This is a genomic window from Neorhizobium puerariae (assembly GCF_042429745.1).
GTDB classification, from domain to species: domain Bacteria; phylum Pseudomonadota; class Alphaproteobacteria; order Rhizobiales; family Rhizobiaceae; genus Neorhizobium; species Neorhizobium puerariae.
Map to the genome: position 1 here is coordinate 55,610 of NZ_JBHMAA010000018.1, position 16,514 is coordinate 72,123.

The following is a 16,514-nucleotide window of genomic DNA, read 5'->3' on the forward strand; positions in this document are numbered from 1 at the left end:
GCGGCGAGCGCCGAGTCGAGCGGGATCAGGCACAGGCCTGGCCCAGCTTCTTGCGGATGTCGGCGACGAGGACCGGCTTGATGATCTTGCGCGTCGGCGTCATCGGCATGGCATCGACGACCTCCAGCCGTTCGGGCCAGCGCATCTTGGCGATAGACCGCTCGGCGAGATAGGCGCAGACCTCATCGAGCGTCAGGGATGTTCCCGCCCGCACGACGACATAGGCGCAAAGCCGCTCGCCGAGGATTTCATCGGGCATCGGCACCACGGCCGATTGCACGATCGCATCGTGACCATCGAGCACGCTTTCGATGTCGGACGGATTGATCTTGATGCCGCCGCGGTTGATCACGTCCTTGACACGGCCGGTGATCATGATGTTTCCCTCCGCATCGAGCGAGGCGATATCGCCGGTGCGGAACCAGCCGTCGGTGGTGAAGGCCGTGCTGTTGGCCTCGTGCTCCCCTACATAGCGCTCCAGCACGGAATAGCCGGAAAGCTGCATCTCGCCTTCCGCGCCGGCGGGCAAAGGCTGTCCGGTCTCACGGTCGACGATCCGCACCGCAAGGCCTTGCGCCAGCTTGCCGACCGTACCGTGACGGATAGCGGCGGGCGCGAAGGGATCGGTCTGCGTGCTCAGCGTCGTCTCGGTCATGCCGAAAAGGCAGCCGACGCGGCCGTTCGGCAGCTTCGCTTCGAACTGCGCCGCGACATCGGGAGGGCAGATCGCACCCCCCACGATGACATCGCGCACCGTATCGGCCGAGCGCTTGTCCATCTCGCCGCTTTTCAGTGTCGCGGCCAGGTGCGCGGGGGCGGAATAAATTACCGTCGGCTTCATCTCGAAGAGATAGTCGGCATAGATTTCCGGCGAGAAGATCGGGATTGGGACGATCGTCGCGCCGGAATGAATGGCGTTGCCCGCACAGGACAAACCGAATACGTGGGTGAGCGGCGGCGCGATCATAACGCGATCCTGCGTGCCGATGGAGAGCATCTGCGAGAAAACCGAGGCATTGCGGGCAAAGGAGCGCTGTGTGCGCAGGACGGCCTTCGGCGCCGCCGAAGTGCCCGAGGTAAAGCAGAGGGCGGCATCGCAATCGGCTGGAGGCCGTTCCGGCAGCGAACCGTGGCGGTTGTTGGCGATCATGTCGCGGAAGGAAACCTCGCCCGGGCGGGCCTCGCCGACAACGATCACATGCCTGAGCGAGGGAATGGTTTCGGCAAGCACGCGCATCGTGGCCGGCGCGTCATATTTGCCGACTTGCGCCGTGACGACGGCCTTCGGGGCAGCAAACGCCATCAGGGGCCGCAGCTCCTCCTGGCGATAGGGCATATGCAGGGTCGTCAGCACGCATCCGGCAAGCTTGCATGCGATATAGGTCGTGACGAATTCCGGTGTGGACGGGAGTTGAATGGCGACGCGGTCGCCGACGGTGAGCCCGAATGCGACAAGGCCCCGCGCCAGCGCCTCGGCATTGGCAAGCAGCTCGCCATAAGTCAGACAGCCATCATCACGGGTCTCGACGGCCATCGCGTTTGGATCTCTTCCGGCCCAATACAGCAATGCATCGATGAGGCTATCATATTGTTGTAAGTCAGACTCCGATGGCACTTCCGCGAGTTGTTTCATTGTTCGTTCCCTTGTTGTTATTTGTAGCGTCGGCACCTGGGGGCGCCTTGGAATTTCTCTTTGCGAATGCGGCGACCTGCCGGGCGCAAAACGCCGGCTGCTGGAGCTGCATGAAATGATTGGTCCCCGGACAGGTGATCACCGAAAAGCCGAAGCTCTGCTCCATCGACCGGCCGAACCTGGCCAGGAGGGGCATGTCATGGACGGCCTCGTCACCGAGAATGAGCTGGACGGGCACGTCGACGCGGGAAAAGTCGGCCCAGTGCCGGGCAAGATCCACGGCGGTAACGAAGTTCGACGCCTCAATCTCGGCGGCGCAGGCAAGCTGCCAGCCGGCATCGGCCGGCCGCAGCGTCGCACGGGCAAGCTGGAGGATCGCATCGGGGGGGATGCCATTGAAGGTAGGGGCGCGACCGAAGGAACGCGCAAGGTCCTCGGGGCCGGGAAATTCGCGTCGCCGTGCCATGGTACGCTCGGCAAGCCCTTGTTGCATGACGTCGAATTTCGCGACGAGGTCCGGCGACGAGGCGGGCGCGATCGGCGGCTCGAAAAGCGTGAGCGAGGCCCACGGACGCGGGTTTTGCGTCTGCGCGATTAGCGTGCAGGCGGAGCTCATCGAATGGAATGCACCATGGGTCTCGCGCGCACCGAAGCCATCGATTATCGCGTCGAAAATCTCGGGAATGTCGGCAATGTAGCGCGGCCAGGGCATTTCCGGCTGGTCGGCCGGAGCACTTTGGCCATGATTGCGCAGATCGAAAGCGACAACCTCGAAATCTGTCAGCAGTTCGCGTCCAAAGACCCATAGACCGTCCGCGGCCAGCCCGTTGCCATGCGAGAGGACGATGCGCCGCTCCCGTTCCGGCCCCCAGCGCCGCACCGATACGGTCGCGCCGTCGGATAGCTCCACCGTCAGGCGCTGCGTTACGTCGGGCTGATCGGAAATGCTGCTCACGGGGCTTCGCCTTCTGTCTGGTCGATGCATCTGTCGGGCACGGGATTTATTTTATACACCGTGTATCATTTTCTGCAACCGTCTTGTTGTCTGCAAAACGCTCTTTGGGAAATTTCCTCCGATGCGCCTAAAATGCGTGCGAAACATGCGGCTTTCGTGCTGTTTTTTCGGGCACCTGCCCATTTTGGTTTCCAGCCGCAGCACATGGGGGCGCAGCGGCCGAGAGGGCTCAGGCGCGACCTGCGCGTCGCAGGATTTCCGCCCCCATGTCCCGGCGGTAGCCTGCCATCCTTGCTGGCATGTTCACGGAGAGCACGCCGGTAATGCCGGTGTCGTTGCCGTATTCAACGACGAACTTGCGCGATTCGAGACTACCGGCCATCAAGCTTGCCCGATCAGTGGCATGCGGCCGGCCGAGCGCCTGGATCTTGTAGGCGTACTGGTCCGACCAGAAGGATGGCAGCGGCAAATAGGGGTCCGGGGATTCGGTTATCAGGGCAAGGGCGGCGGCCGCGCCCTGCTCGAAGGCATTCGTCCAGTGCTCCATCCGCATGACCTCGCCGCCAAAGCCCAAGTGCGACCATGCGGCAACATCACCAGCGGCGGCAATGCGGCCGTCCCCGTTCGCCGCAAGGCAGGCAGCATCGCAGACGACGCCGTTCTGCAGTACCAGACCTGACCCTTCCAGCCACTGGACTGCCGGCCGCGAGCCCACTCCCACCAGAACGACATCCGCTTTCAGGATTTCGCCGCCGTCGAGTTCAACGCCGGTAACGGCGGTCTCCCCGTTCAACGCGACGACCTCGCGGCTCATATGGAACCGGACGCCCTGCTCCTCGTGGATCGTACGGAAGAGCCCCGCCATCTCCTCGCCCATCACCCGGTTCATCGGCCACGCCAGACGGTCGACGATGGTGACGTCCAGCCCCATCTGCCTTGCGCTGGCGGCGACCTCACAGCCGATGAACCCCGCGCCGAGGATCGCCAGTGAGCGGCCGGGCACGAGATCCCGACGAAGCGCCAGCGCATGTTCGACGTCCCGGAGGATATGGACGCCGGCAAGGTCGCGGCCCGGTATGTTCGGAATGACCGGCGAAACGCCCGTGGCGATCAGCAGGCGATCGTAATCGACCATCCCGCCGTCACCGAGCGTAATCTGCCGCCGCACCACGTCGAGCCCGGCCGCGGCAGAGCCGAGACGCCAGCAGACGTCGAGGTCTTCGGCAATCGGGAAGGACACATCCTCGATCGCCTGTTCGCCCGTCAGGATCTTCTTCGAAAGGGGCGGTCGGTTATAGGGCAACCGCCCCTCCCCGCCGACCACGGAAATCCGGCCGTCATAGCCGGCGGCACGCAGCGCTTCGGCGCCACGCAGGCCGGCGAGCGAGGCGCCGACCACGACGAAATGTTCCCGCGCGCCCATCACTCGACCTTGATCGCCAGCTGCGGACAGGCCTTGGCCGCCTTCTCCACCCGGCTGCGATGCTCCTCGTCGACCTCTTCGCTGTAGACGAGATCGTCATCCTCGAAACGGAATTCCCTCGGCGCGATGAACACGCACTGGCCATGGAACTCGCAGAGGTTCATGTCGACCTTGATCTTGACCATCGTTTCACTCCGTTTCCTGATGACGACGTTCGAACGCAATATGCAGCTTCTCAAACCCACGAACCCCGAAGATCCTGCTGCGCGCTGGCGGGTGGTCGGGCAGGAGCCGAATGTTCTGTAGCCGGTTGACGAGTGCGGTGACGGTGATCACGGCTTCGCGCCGGGCGATCGTCTGGCCGACGCAGGCATGGCGGCCTCGCCCGAAGGTAAGGTGCAGCGTCTCGGTGTTGTCGCGATCCGGATCGAAATCCTCGCCGTCGCGATAGAAATTCTCATCGCGGTTGGCGGAGCCGAAATTGAGCATCAGCTTGGCACCGGCCGGGATGACCTGTCCGCCGATTGTCTCCTCATGCAAGGTGATACGGTACATCGCCTGCAGGGGCGGCTCATGTCGGAGGCATTCCTCGACTGCCGCCGGTATCTTGGTGGGATCGGTGCGAAGTTCCGACTCCAACCCCTCGGTCGCCGCGATCTGGTAGATAAGGTTGCCGATGAGGCTGATCGTGCTTTCATTGCCACCCACCAGAATCTGCGAGCAGATGTTGACGATCTCGGCATCGTTGAGCGGTTCGGCCCCGTCGACGCCGTTGGTCAGGCGTGCGAGGAAGTCCGTGCGATCAGTACCTCGGCGTGCGGCCACGCGGTCCAGAATGAAGTTCTCGAATTCCAGGGTATCACGGGCAGCGCGAATGACCACCTCTTCCGGAACAAGGCCGCTGAGTGCCGCGAAGAAGCTGTCTGACCAGCCCTTGAGCGTACCGATCATCTCGTCCGGCACGTCGAAGATGACCGCCACCAAGGACATCGGCAGCGGTATCGCCAGCTGGCTCACCGCTTCGCAGCGGCCTTCGCTGACGAAGGTGTCGATATAGGTATTCACGCGACGCTCGATCGTCGGGCCGAATTCCTTCATCATCCGCGCCGGGGAAAGCGCGTTTTGGATCGCTTTGCGGTGACGTTGATGTTGCTCGCCGTCAGCCAGGATCAGCGTCCTCTGGCGTGGAAGAGCGCGGGATTTCGCAAGCGTTTCAAGCGCCGCGGGACAGCTGCGGTAAGCGTTGGCGCTGGATAGCGCCTCGCGTGAAGTGAAACGTTCCGGATGGCTTAGCACGTAGTCGCAGTCCTCATAACGGCTCAGAATCCAGATATTCTGATCTGCGAGGAACTTGACCGGCTCTTCGGCTCGCAGTTGGCGGTAGGCGTGATAGGGGCAGGCCCTCGCGGCCTCGCTCAGGAGAGATATCTCAGTCACTTCCGACCCTTTCTCACAGGTTGGGCGGCCGGCGGCCGCGTATAATGCTCATTCGCAACTACAGACCGACCGGTCGGTCTATATATATGAGACGCAGTTTTTGTTGATCGTCAAGTTCCCACTTTTCAGCCTTTAGCGGCCTTCAGCCGTTCTCTGCCCTCGTCGCGCTTAAAAATAATTTTTCGACTTGTTTTTATACACTGTGTATTTTAAATGTCAATGACACACAGGAATTCTCACTCGGACCACGGGGACACGTCATGGAGAACTGGATTGTCGGCTGCGACGTTGGCGGCACATTCACCGACTTTTGCGCGCGGGAGATGACCAGCGGCAGAACGGTCATTCACAAGCGCCCTTCGACGCCGGACGATCCATCCCGCGCGGTGCTTCACGGCTTGCGCGAACTGGCCGAACGGCACAGCATCGATCCGTCAGCCATTGGCCGCTTTGCCCATGGCACCACTGTTGCCACGAATGCGCTGCTCCAGCGCAAGGGCGCAAAGGTCGCCGTCATCACCACCCGCGGCTTCCGCGACCTTCTGGAGATCGGCCGACAGGCTCGCCCCCTGATCTACGATCTCCAGACCGATGCGCCCGCTCCGCTGGCCGGCCGCCAGTATCGGCTCGAAGTGGACGAGCGGATCGGCGCAACGGGTGAGGTCATCCGCCCGCTGACGGACAGCGAGATCGCTTCGGTCATCGAGGCCATCCGGGCCCGACCGGAAATCGAGGCGGTCGCCATCTGCCTGATCTTCTCCTTCCTCAACCCCACCCATGAAAAGCGGCTTGCCGCGGCGCTACGCGAGGCGATGCCCAACCTCTTCGTCTCGACGTCGGCGGAGGTCCAGCCGGAATTCCGCGAATTCGAGCGGTTCTCGACGACGCTGATCAATGCCTTCCTTCAGCCGGAGGTCAGCAGCTACATGGCAAGACTGGAAGCCGAGGTGAAAACCGTCGCTCCGAAAGCCGAGTTTGGCATCTTCCAGTCCAGTGGCGGGCTGATGTCCGTCGAGCGGGCGCGGGAATTTCCCGTTCGCACCGCTCTTTCCGGGCCGGCGGCAGGCGCGGTCGGCGCAGCAGGATCGGGCGCCAGCTCCGGTATCAGCGACGTGATCACGCTCGATATTGGCGGCACCAGCACCGACGTCTGCCTCATTCGCGAAAGCAAGACGACGCTTGCCAGCGTCCGCGATATTTCTGGCTTCCGCATCCGTCTGCCGATGGTCGACATCCATACCGTCGGCGCCGGTGGCGGCTCTATCGCGCAGATCGGTGCCGACGGGTTGATGAAGGTCGGCCCGGAAAGCGCCGGTGCTGTGCCCGGTCCGGCCTGCTATGCCAAGGGCGGCACATTGCCCACGGTCTCCGACGCCAACGTTCTTCTCGGTCGCCTGCCCATACAACTTGCCGGCGGCGGATTGACGATCGACCGCACATTGGCCGTCAAGGCGATCGCACCGCTCGCCGGCCGGCTCGGCGTCTCTCTTGAAGAAGCGGCACTCGGCATCGTCGGCATCGCCACCGCCAATATGACCCGCGCGATCCGCGTCGTCTCCATCGAGAAAGGCTACGATCCTCGCCGCTTCACCCTGATGCCCTTCGGAGGCGCGGGGGGGCTGCACGCCGCTGATGTCGCCCGCTCCCTCGGCATGACGCGCATCATCGTTCCGCGCGCGCCGGGCATTCTTTGCGCCGAGGGCCTGATCCTCGCCGATCTGCAGGAAGATTTCGTCGTCAACTGCCGCACTCTCGTGCGGAAGGAGAATATGGCCACCCTTGAGATCGAAGTCGCCGCCCTTGTCGCAAGAGCGCAGGCATGGTTGGAGCACGAGGCCGATTCCTCCGCCGCACAGCACATGACCCTCAGCTTCGACATGCGCTATTTCGGCCAGAACTACGAGCTGTCGGTCGAGGCGGCGAGCGGCGCAACGTCCGTCGCCTGCCCGGACGCGGAAATGCTGAAGGAAGCATTTCTCGCCGAATATCGCCGCAGCTATGGCGATTGCGATCCGGACGGTATCGTAGAGACGGTGAACATCCGCCTGCGCGCCACCGCTCAGCTCGCGCAACAGGAAGCGAAAAATACACCCGACGCCAGCGCGGCCGAGGCCTTCGACCACTTGGACGTCTGGTTCGACAAGGCTGGCCCGGTCGAGACGCCGATGTATGCACGCTCCGCGCTCCCCGTCGGCACCATCATTTCCGGGCCGGCCATCATCACCCAGTTCGACAGCACGACCGTCGTCCCACCTGGCGCTGAAATCCGCGTCGATGACGCCCTCAACATGATCATGGAGCTTCCCAATGGCTAATGCCGAGATCGACCCGATCAGCTTGGAAATCGCCTGGAATGGCCTGAAATCCATCGCCGACGAGTGTTTCATCACCATCATGCGCAGCGCCTTCTCCAGCAATGTGAAGGAGCGCCACGACCACTCCACCGCCATTGCCGATGCCGAGGGCAGGCTCGTCGTGCAAGCGGAAATGTCGCTTCCCGTGCATCTCGCCTCGATGGGCGGAATGATGCGTGAATTGATCGCCCGCTTCGGCGAGGATATCGGCCCCGGCGATATTTTCATCGCCAACGACCCACATGTGGCAGGCGGCACCCATCTGCCGGACATAAACATGGCCGCCCCCATCTTCGACGGCGACAGGCTTGTCGGCTTTGTCGCCAACATAATCCACCACGCCGATGTCGGAGGGGCGGCGGTTGGCTCCATGTCGGGCGGTCTCGACGAGATCTACAAGGAGGGCCTGCGCATTCCGGTCATGCGGCTTTATCACCGCGGCCGCTGCGACGAGGACCTATTGAAGCTGCTTCTCCTCAACATGCGCCTGCCCGACGAGCGGCGGGGCGACTTCAACGCCCAGATCTCCGCCTGCCGCCTCGGCGAGGCACGCCTCCGCGACGTCCTTGCCGTGCACGGCGTGGAGCGTATGCAGGCCATCTTCGATGCCATCATCAACCGCACCGAGATGCGCATGCGCAAGGCGATCGCCTCGCTACCCGACGGAACTTACCGCTTCGAGGATGTGATGGACGACGACGGCGCGGGATCGGACGACATCCGCATCGTGCTCGCCATCACCAAATCCGGCGACCGGATCGTCTTCGACTTCGCCGGCACGGACCCCCAGGTCAAGGGCAATTTCAACTTGACCTTCAACGCTACCCAATCGGCGATCTGCTACTCGCTGAAAGCGCTGCTCGACGCGGAGATTCCCACCAACCAGGGGATTTTCAACGCGATCGAGATTCAGGCTCCGGCCGGAAGCTTCGTCAACTGCATCGCCCCGGCGGCCGTCGCGATGCGTGCGAACTCGTGCCAGCGCGTGGTCGACTGCGTTCTCGGTGCACTGGCGCCTGTCGTCCCGCAGCAGGTGATTGCCGCGGCGAACGGCGCCAACACGTCCGCCGTGTTCACCGGCACGGACCCCGCGACGGGGCGCATGTATGTCTACCTCGAAACCCTCGGCGGTGGCATGGGCGCACGCTTTGCCCGCGACGGCAAGGACGGCGTGCAGGTCCATATAACCAACACATCGAACCTGCCCGTCGAAGCGATCGAAATGGAGTATCCGTTGCGCGTGGAGGAATACTCCCTCATTCCCGACACCGGCGGCGCAGGTCGCCATCGCGGCGGCATGGGCATCCGGCGGGTCATCCGGCCGGTCGGGCATACCTGCGAGTTCAATGGCGTCGGCGAACGGTTCCGGCACAAGCCCTGGGGCATTTTCGGCGGAGAGGCCGGTGCGAGCGGACGCTTCTACCTGGAAACGGCGGACGGCGGCAAGGTGGCGCTTTCTTCCAAGGCGACGTCGATCCCCCTGGCGGCCGATGCCTGTGCCGTCATCGAAACGCCCGGCGCCGGCGGCTACGGTCGCCCGGACGAGCGCCCCGTCGCCGCGATCGAGGATGACCTCGCCGCTGGAAAGATCAGCGCCGACAGCGCCCGCGCGGACTATCCCCAGTGGATGGATTTCCATGCGGTGACAGCGATAGCGCGCTGGGAACGTTCTGACGAGGAGAAAGCCTTCGGCTGACCGCGGGAGGCCCCGACGTTCCCTCTGTTCATCCCGGGGCGGTAAATCGTTCGTAAAGTCGCACGCGTCGAACGCGAAAGCGCCTTGAACACCGTCTCCCGGGATGGGCCCTGACGGATACGAACCGGTTCAGGCTTACCAGCCCAACCGGGCGGATATTTTGCCGGCAGCGTCCTTGAGCAGAACGATGAAGCGGTCGACATCGCTTCTTTGCGTTCGAAACGCCGGGGGGCCTACATTCACCGCGGCAATCACCGAGCCGTCAAAGGCCAGAACCGGCGCGGATACGGAGACAAGCTGCTCGCTCATCTCTCCGAAACTGACGCAGAATCCCTGGCGCTTGATCTTCTCCAACTCCGCAAGCAGCTTGCCGCGATCTGTGATTGTCCGCTTGCTCAATCTCGGCAGGACATCCGGGATCATCTGCCGCTGCACCTGGTGATGGAGAAAGGCGAGCAGGACCTCGTAGGAGCCGGCGGTTAGCGGCGGGCGACGGCCGATCATCGCCTGCACGCGCAGGTCTCGCATCGGCTCGAACTTAGCGATGCATAACGATTCGCCATTGTCGATGATGCGCAATTGAGTGGTTTCATTCGCTTTCTGGCCAAGTTCTTCCAGGATGGGGTTGGCGATGCGCACCAGATCGACCTCTGTCGAGGCGACCGTTCCGAGCACGATTGCCGTCGTGCCAAGACGATAGGTGCCGGTATCGCTCTTCCGAACCAAACCACGCCGTTCCATTGTGCGTAACATCCGCAAAATTCTTGGTTTGGTCTCACCGATGTTTTGAGCGATCCGCACCACCCCCATAAGGCTGGCCTGATCGCGTCCGTGCCGTCCCGGCTGCCCGTTCGCGATGAACAGCCGCCGCGTCGAAGCACCACTTAAACGGGAGATGGCACCGGGGCATCTGTCGGCATGCCATCTGAATGATGATTGACAGGCGGATAAGAAAAAGCATGCAGCATCTAACTGGTTGTTGTTTTCTTGGCGAATGTGCCGCGAGTTCACTCTGTTTCCTGGCTACAACCATTCCCAGCGATCGCCCGACGCACACAGACCAATGCAGGAAGGAGAGGATGTTTTGATGCCTCGGATCTTGGTCTACGGTCGGATCTGCATGGAGCAGTAAGCGGTCTGCTCACACTGCCGCCGGCAACGAAAATGCCGGTCGGCAGACCTCTGCGAGGAGGCACGGCCGGGGCAATGCCACTGCCCGAAGATGCGGTTCAGAATGGATAGTGCTGGCCCGCGTCCTCTATGGTGATCCAGCGAAGGTCGGTGAACTCGGCGATTGCGGCCTTTCCTCCGAACCGGCCGAAGCCGCTGGCCTTGCCCCCGCCAAACGGCATTTGCGGCTCATCCGCAACGGTCGGACCGTTGATGTGGCAGATGCCGCTCTGCAGCCTGTTGGCAACGTCGAGCGCCTGCCGGATGTCCTGGGCGAATACTGCCGAGGACAGGCTGTATTCCGTATCATTGGCGACGCGAATGGCCTCTTCCGTGTCCTTTACCCGGATGATCGACTTCACCGGACCGAAGGATTCCTCGGAATAGATGCGCATCTCGGACGTCACCCCGTCGAGAAGCGTCGCCGAATGAACGGCTCCGTGACGCACGCCTCCCGCAACAACCTTGGCACCCTTGGAAACGGCATCGGCAATCAGGCCGTCCATCTTTTCCGCAGCGGCCGGATTGACCAGCGAACCCAGCACGACATCGCCGCGCGGATCGCCATGGGGCAGGACAGAGGCGCGCTTGGCCAGGCGGCTTACAAAAGCGTCTGCGACCCCCTCGACCAAGATGATCCGCTCCGTCGACATGCAGATCTGGCCCTGGTTCATGAACGCGCCGAAGATAGCGGCGTTCACCGCTCCGTCGATATCCGCGCTGTCCAGAACGACAAAGGCGCCTTGCCGCCGAGTTCGAGGAGCACCGGCTTGAGGTTTTCGCCAGCGAGCCGACCGATGATGCGGCCGACTGCCGTCGAGCCCGTGAAATTGACGTGGCGGACGGCGGGGGCCTCGACCAGGGTCTTCACAACCTCGGCCGCATCCTCCGGCGCATTGCTGATGACGTTGATCGCGCCTTCCAGCAATCCGGCTTCCACCAGGCATTCACCGATCAGCCGATGGGTGCGGGGGGCACATTTCCGATGCCTTGAGCACAACCGTATTGCCGCAGGCGAGCGGCATCGCCACTGCCCGCGTGCCCAGGATGACCGGCGCGTTCCATGGCGCGGGCTTCCATCACGGCGATGCCTCGGGTCTCGGCATGGTCGAGCGCGCCGAGGATGTAATCGACCTGCGCCTCGATGATGTAGACGATGGAATTGTGGCCAAGGCCCGTGTTCGGACCGTTGATGATGAAGAGGTCTGGGTAGGCGACCTCGCGGACATGACTGCCATCCGGTTTGCCGTAATAGAGCCCGCCGTGTCGGAAACCGCGCACGTCGCGGATGCCGTGATCGGTGAACCAGAGACCACCATCGCCGTCGACGACGATGTCGTTGGGCATCAGCAACGGATGCCCGCCTAACTCACGATAGAGTTCCCGCACCTCTCCACTCTGCAGATCGATCCGTTCGATACGGCCGCCCGAATAGGCGGGATTGCCGCCGACCGGCTGTGTCCAGCCACCGGGCTCGCCCCAGGCGAAACCGTCACCGTTGTTGCAGATGTAAAGCGCGCCGTCCGCGCCGACAGCCGCCCCGTCCGGGGCGCCGTCGATCGTCATCAGCGTCGTCTTCGTTCCGTCCGGCACGATCAGCGTGAGGCAGCGGCGCCGGATCTCGCATACAATCAGGGAACCGTCGGGCAGAACCACCGGACCTTTGGGAAAACCGAGACCGGAGGCGACTTCGCGACAGGGGTATTGAACTGGCATCGTGTCGCTCTCGACTGTATTTACATGCGGCGGAGGCGTGCTTCAGCACGACCGGCGGCAACCGCTCCTTTTCAGGAGCGATCCATGTTGCAGATCGAAGGCAGTGTAACGTCCGCCGCGGGAACGATAGCGACGTTCGTCCAGCCCCAGCCGGTCCTGTCCTCGTCCAGCGCATCGCCGGAAACCGGGCCGAAGGTCGAAACCGTCATCTGGGTGATGATCTGGTGATCGTCCGGCCGCATGGTCGCCGGTGCACCGTAAACCGTCTTGAACTCCACGCCTTCCAGCGCGGATGCGAGTACATCGGTCTCGTTGGAACCAGCCTTCTTTGCCGCCACCGCGAGGGCGCGGATGGCCGAAGTGTCACCAGGGAACGGGCTTGCGGATATGCCCTGCTCCGCGCGGAAGGAGGTCTCGAACGCCTTCAGCTCCGCATTGTCGATACCGGCGTCGCCATCGGAGGCCGAGTAGACGAGATCCTTCAGACCGGCCTGGGCAATGGCCGTCGGGGCGCCGGGGCCGGTCGAGAAATAGGTGAACCACTGCACGCCAAGGCCGGATTCTCCCGCCGACTTCAACACCGCGCCAGATCGGCACCCCAGTCGGAGGTGATAACGGCCTGCGCGCCCGAAGCGCGGATCTTGGCGATGTAAGGCGCGAAATCCGTGATCTTCTGCAGCGGATGCGTATCGTCGCCAACCCACTCGATATCCGGGCGTGCCTTGCCGACCATGTCGATCACGCTCTGGCGCGTCGTCTGCCCGGAAGAACCCTCTGCGTTCAGCAGGAAGACCTTGGTGATATCCGGACGGGTCTTCAGGTAGGAAGCGAGGCCGGCCGTCTTCATGTTGGCATTGAGAACCCAGGAAAAGCTGCAGGGGCTGCACTTGGCCCCGTTCGTCGCCGGATCATGGGATGCGCCGTCGAACACGATCACCCTCTTGTCGGGGTTGCGGCGGTTGTACTTGCGTACGAAATCGACAAGGGCGAACTGTTGGACGAGGAAACACTCGTCTGGAGGATGCGGGCGCCGGCGTCGATCGCCTTCTGCGCTTGAATCGCCGTCTCCTGCGGGGACATCTTGTTGTCGAAGGTCAGGATTTCGATCTTCTGGCCGTTCAGCCCGCCATTGGCGTTGACCTCGGCAACCGAGTGACGGAGGATCTTGTTGATGCGTTCAGTCACGACCGCAGCTGGACCGGAGAAGGGATCGATCATGGCGAACTTGAAGGTATCTTCGGCATGATGCCTGCCTTTGCGGCCGAATAGGAGGATGCGTTCGGATTGCCTTCCTTGCCCGCCACGGAGGCAATGGTAACGATCCGCCCATAGTCGCGCGCCACCATATCATCCAGCGCAGCCCTGCAGCAAAGAAAGACTCCGCCAAGGTGAACCTGCGCCATCCTCCGCGAGGTTTCCCGCCATGGTCAGCGGGGAGCGCGCCTTATCGATGTAACGCAGGCAACCGGATTGAGCCGGCCGACGGCTCACCGGATTCTCAATATGCTGGTTGGCGAGCGCTTCATTCGCAGAACCACCGAACGCCGATATCAGCTGGGGTCGGTGGTCTATGAGATGGGCCTGAACGCGCCCAGTCCGATCGGCGACCTCCGCAAACTGCGGGAGATCGTCCAGACGCTCGCCGACGAATGCGGGGATACCGTCTATCTTGCCATGCGCCGGGGCGACCACGCCCACTACCTCCTTCGCTGCGAAGGTGCTTACCCGGTGCGCACGCATGTCGTTCCGCCAATCAGACCTTGCATCTCGTCAGCGGCCATTCGGGGCGCGCGCTTCTCGGCGCCATGCCAGAGGAGGAAGCCGAGGATATCATCCTGCGGGCGGCGCAGACCCCGTCGCTGTTTCTCGAAACGGATGCCGCATGCCTGCGCGAGGAAGTCGACATGGTGCGGCGGAAAGGTTTCGGCTGGGCGCGCGACGTGACCTTCGTCGGCGTGGCTGGCCTGACGGTTCCCGTCCCCAACCCCAACGGCGCGCCCTATCTTGCCCTGACCATTTCCAGCATCTCGCAGCGCCTGACACCCGACCGGGCAAAAAGCCTTCTGCCGCTGCTTCATGCAACCAGCAAACGCATCGTTGCAGCCTGCCAGGAGCAGTAACTTCCATAGAAGGAACGGATTCCTCGCTTAAAACCGATGTCCTCTTATGCGAGAGGAGGCAAAGGACCATTCATCTTTGTTTGCCGTTCAGACCTTCGGCCGACTCTCCAAGCGGAGTCGAACGGCCGATCCTCTGTTCTTCGTCGCATCACACGGAAACGCGCACCATGAAGATTCACTCGGCTCTGCTATCGATTTGATTGTCCGGTCGGCTGAAACAGGAAAGAGCTTCGGCGTCCAAATACAACACAGCCCTGCTCCTTCCTGCTTTTTTATCATAACGCCTTCTGCAACTCCGGCAGGGCTTCGAAGATGTCGGCGACGAGGCCGTAGTCGGCCACTTGGAAGATCGGCGCTTCCTCGTCCTTGTTGATCGCGACGATCACCTTCGAATCCTTCATCCCGGCCAGGTGCTGGATCGCACCGGAGATGCCGCAGGCGATGTAAAGATCAGGAGCCACCACCTTGCCCGTCTGGCCAACCTGCCAGTCATTCGGGGCATAGCCCGCATCCACAGCCGCACGGGACGCCCCAACCGCAGCGCTCAGCTTGTCGGCCACCGGCAGGATCACCTCATTGAACTTCTCCGAAGAACCCAACGCGCGACCACCCGAGATGATGATCTTCGCCGCCGTCAGTTCCGGACGCTCCGAAGCGGCAATCACTTCCGAGACGAATTTCGAGATGCCCCTGTCGCCCACAGCGGCAATGGCTTCGATGACAGCCGAACCACCGGCAGCAGCCGCAGGGAAGGACGCCGTTCGGACGGTGATCACTTTCTTCGCATCGATGGACTGAACCGTCTGGATGGCATTGCCGGCATAGATTGGCCGCTTGAACGTATCGGCCCTGACGACTTCGACGATCTCCGATACCTGAGCCACGTCGAGAAGCGCCGCAACCCGCGGCAGGACGCTCTTGGCAACCGAGGTCGCCGCACCGATCACCACCTCATAGGACGCCGCCAGCGAGACTAGGAGGTCGGTCAGCGGTTCGGAAAGGCAGTTGGCATAGGCGGCATCGTCGGCCAGAAGAACTTTCGACACGCCCGAAAGCTTCGAAGCTACATCGGCCACCGCCGCCGCACCCGAGCCGGCGACGAGGACATGGACATCGCCGCCGATCTTGAGGGCCGCCGTCAGCACCTTCGCCGTCTGGTCGGAAAGGGCCGCATTGTCGTGTTCGGCCAGAAGAAGAATGGTCATGATGTAAGTCTCCTCTTGCTGCCTGTTAGAGCACGCCGGCTTCGGTCTTGAGCTTCTCGACCAGTTCGGCGACGCTCTTGACCTTGATGCCCGCCTTGCGGCCGGCCGGCGCTTCCGTCTTCAGCACCTTGAGGCGCGGCGTAACGTCGACGCCGAAATCGGCAGGTGTCTTCTTGTCGAGCGGCTTCTTCTTCGCTTTCATGATGTTCGGCAGAGAGGCATAGCGCGGCTCGTTGAGGCGCAGGTCCGTCGTCACCACGGCCGGAAGCTTCAACTCGACCGTCTGCAGGCCGCCATCCACTTCGCGGGTCACGACAACCGTGCCGTCCTCCACCACCACTTTCGAGGCGAACGTCGCCTGCGGATAGCCGGTCAGCGCCGAGAGCATCTGGCCCGTCTGGTTCGAGTCGTCATCGATCGCCTGCTTGCCAAGGATCGTCAGGCCCGGCTCCTCCGAAGCCACCACCGCCTTCAGCAGCCTGGCCACGGCCAGCGGCTCGACTGTCTCGTCGGTCTCGATCAGAATCGCCCGGTCGGCGCCCATCGCCAGCGCCGTGCGCAGCGTCTCCTCGGCCTTCGCCGGCCCGATCGATACCGCAACCACGTCCGTCGCCTTGCCCGCTTCCTTCAACCGCAGCGCCTCTTCCATCGCGATCTCGTCGAACGGGTTCATCGACATCTTCACATTCGCAAGCTCAACACCGCTCCCATCCGCCTTAACGCGGATCTTCACGTTGTAGTCCACAACCCGCTTCACGGGCACCAGAATCTTCATTCGGCTTCCTCCTTACTGCAATTGGGCCAC

The 16,514-nt window shown here is 62.7% G+C and carries 13 protein-coding genes and 3 pseudogenes; 3 read left to right on the plus strand and 13 right to left on the minus strand.

Annotation, left to right across the window (positions count from 1 at the left end; genetic code table 11):
• Window positions 1-25: 25 nt before the first annotated feature.
• The 5 genes from ACFFP0_RS16925 to ACFFP0_RS16945 form a co-directional block, all read right to left on the minus strand.
• A complete protein-coding gene (locus ACFFP0_RS16925) occupies window positions 26-1,633 on the minus strand; it encodes a class I adenylate-forming enzyme family protein (protein ID WP_377263079.1) in 1,608 nt (535 codons plus the stop codon).
• On the minus strand, window positions 1,599-2,588 hold the full coding sequence (locus tag ACFFP0_RS16930) for an alpha/beta fold hydrolase (protein WP_377263081.1): 990 nt from the start codon (window positions 2,586-2,588) through the stop codon (window positions 1,599-1,601). Before ACFFP0_RS16930 ends, ACFFP0_RS16925 begins: the two co-directional genes overlap by 35 nt.
• 229 nt (window positions 2,589-2,817) lie before the next feature.
• Window positions 2,818-4,011: an NAD(P)/FAD-dependent oxidoreductase gene (locus ACFFP0_RS16935; protein WP_377263083.1), complete on the minus strand. Its 1,194-nt coding sequence runs from the start codon at window positions 4,009-4,011 to the stop codon at window positions 2,818-2,820.
• Window positions 4,011-4,196 (minus strand): ferredoxin, encoded by a 186-nt coding sequence (locus ACFFP0_RS16940; protein WP_377263085.1) that lies wholly within the window; start codon window positions 4,194-4,196, stop codon window positions 4,011-4,013. Before ACFFP0_RS16940 ends, ACFFP0_RS16935 begins: the two co-directional genes overlap by 1 nt.
• 4 nt (window positions 4,197-4,200) lie before the next feature.
• Window positions 4,201-5,307, minus strand: a complete 1,107-nt coding sequence (locus tag ACFFP0_RS16945; RefSeq protein WP_377263087.1) for a cytochrome P450 — start codon at window positions 5,305-5,307, stop codon at window positions 4,201-4,203.
• A gap of 401 nt (window positions 5,308-5,708) precedes the next feature.
• On the opposite strand from ACFFP0_RS16945, the gene ACFFP0_RS16950 reads away from it, so the two are divergent.
• Both ACFFP0_RS16950 and ACFFP0_RS16955 read left to right on the plus strand, forming a co-directional pair.
• Window positions 5,709-7,763 carry a hydantoinase/oxoprolinase family protein gene (locus ACFFP0_RS16950; RefSeq protein WP_377263089.1) on the plus strand — a complete coding sequence of 685 codons (2,055 nt, stop codon included), beginning with the start codon at window positions 5,709-5,711 and terminating at the stop codon, window positions 7,761-7,763.
• A complete protein-coding gene (locus ACFFP0_RS16955) occupies window positions 7,756-9,498 on the plus strand; it encodes a hydantoinase B/oxoprolinase family protein (protein WP_377263091.1) in 1,743 nt (580 codons plus the stop codon). The genes ACFFP0_RS16950 and ACFFP0_RS16955 overlap by 8 nt, the downstream gene beginning before the upstream one ends.
• Window positions 9,499-9,633: 135 nt before the next feature.
• Here the strand turns inward: ACFFP0_RS16955 and ACFFP0_RS16960 are convergent, their stop codons facing one another.
• The 6 genes and pseudogenes from ACFFP0_RS16960 to ACFFP0_RS16985 all read right to left on the minus strand — a co-directional run bounded on the left by ACFFP0_RS16960 (window position 9,634) and on the right by ACFFP0_RS16985 (window position 13,787).
• Entirely contained in the window at window positions 9,634-10,362 is a 729-nt protein-coding gene (locus tag ACFFP0_RS16960) for an IclR family transcriptional regulator (protein WP_377263322.1), read from the minus strand.
• A 365-nt stretch (window positions 10,363-10,727) separates the two neighbouring features.
• Window positions 10,728-11,738, minus strand: a pseudogene (locus ACFFP0_RS16965) (aldehyde dehydrogenase family protein); the annotation flags it as partial.
• Window positions 11,739-11,859: 121 nt separating this feature from the next.
• A pseudogene (locus ACFFP0_RS16970) lies at window positions 11,860-12,384 on the minus strand (SMP-30/gluconolactonase/LRE family protein); the annotation flags it as partial.
• Window positions 12,385-12,455: 71 nt separating this feature from the next.
• A pseudogene (locus ACFFP0_RS16975) lies at window positions 12,456-13,321 on the minus strand (ABC transporter substrate-binding protein).
• Window positions 13,318-13,602: an ABC transporter substrate-binding protein gene (locus ACFFP0_RS16980; protein WP_377263093.1), complete on the minus strand. Its 285-nt coding sequence runs from the start codon at window positions 13,600-13,602 to the stop codon at window positions 13,318-13,320. Before ACFFP0_RS16980 ends, ACFFP0_RS16975 begins: the two are co-directional and overlap by 4 nt.
• The gene (locus ACFFP0_RS16985) at window positions 13,599-13,787 is read right to left on the minus strand and encodes an SDR family NAD(P)-dependent oxidoreductase (RefSeq protein WP_377263095.1); all 189 of its coding nucleotides are present in this window, start codon (window positions 13,785-13,787) and stop codon (window positions 13,599-13,601) included. Before ACFFP0_RS16985 ends, ACFFP0_RS16980 begins: the two co-directional genes overlap by 4 nt.
• A gap of 357 nt (window positions 13,788-14,144) precedes the next feature.
• Here ACFFP0_RS16985 and ACFFP0_RS16990 point away from each other — a divergent pair, with 357 nt between their 5' ends.
• Window positions 14,145-14,504 carry an IclR family transcriptional regulator domain-containing protein gene (locus ACFFP0_RS16990; protein WP_377263097.1) on the plus strand — a complete coding sequence of 120 codons (360 nt, stop codon included), beginning with the start codon at window positions 14,145-14,147 and terminating at the stop codon, window positions 14,502-14,504.
• 275 nt (window positions 14,505-14,779) lie between these two features.
• On the opposite strand, the gene ACFFP0_RS16995 is transcribed toward ACFFP0_RS16990, so the two are convergent.
• Both ACFFP0_RS16995 and ACFFP0_RS17000 read right to left on the minus strand, forming a co-directional pair.
• Window positions 14,780-15,709 (minus strand): electron transfer flavoprotein subunit alpha/FixB family protein, encoded by a 930-nt coding sequence (locus tag ACFFP0_RS16995; protein WP_377263099.1) that lies wholly within the window; start codon window positions 15,707-15,709, stop codon window positions 14,780-14,782.
• Window positions 15,710-15,734: 25 nt separating this feature from the next.
• On the minus strand, window positions 15,735-16,484 hold the full coding sequence (locus tag ACFFP0_RS17000; protein WP_377263101.1) for an electron transfer flavoprotein subunit beta/FixA family protein: 750 nt from the start codon (window positions 16,482-16,484) through the stop codon (window positions 15,735-15,737).
• Window positions 16,485-16,514: the final 30 nt, after the last annotated feature.

Coding starts and splice junctions, on each gene's coding strand:
- ACFFP0_RS16955 (WP_377263091.1), top strand. CDS start 7,756: ATGGCTAATGCCGAGATCGACCCGATCAGCTTGGAAATCGCCTGGAAT.
- ACFFP0_RS16925 (WP_377263079.1), bottom strand. CDS start 1,633: ATGAAACAACTCGCGGAAGTGCCATCGGAGTCTGACTTACAACAATAT.
- ACFFP0_RS16950 (WP_377263089.1), top strand. CDS start 5,709: ATGGAGAACTGGATTGTCGGCTGCGACGTTGGCGGCACATTCACCGAC.
- ACFFP0_RS16940 (WP_377263085.1), bottom strand. CDS start 4,196: ATGGTCAAGATCAAGGTCGACATGAACCTCTGCGAGTTCCATGGCCAG.
- ACFFP0_RS16980 (WP_377263093.1), bottom strand. CDS start 13,602: ATGATCGATCCCTTCTCCGGTCCAGCTGCGGTCGTGACTGAACGCATC.
- ACFFP0_RS16985 (WP_377263095.1), bottom strand. CDS start 13,787: ATGGCGCAGGTTCACCTTGGCGGAGTCTTTCTTTGCTGCAGGGCTGCG.
- ACFFP0_RS16995 (WP_377263099.1), bottom strand. CDS start 15,709: ATGACCATTCTTCTTCTGGCCGAACACGACAATGCGGCCCTTTCCGAC.
- ACFFP0_RS16935 (WP_377263083.1), bottom strand. CDS start 4,011: ATGGGCGCGCGGGAACATTTCGTCGTGGTCGGCGCCTCGCTCGCCGGC.
- ACFFP0_RS17000 (WP_377263101.1), bottom strand. CDS start 16,484: ATGAAGATTCTGGTGCCCGTGAAGCGGGTTGTGGACTACAACGTGAAG.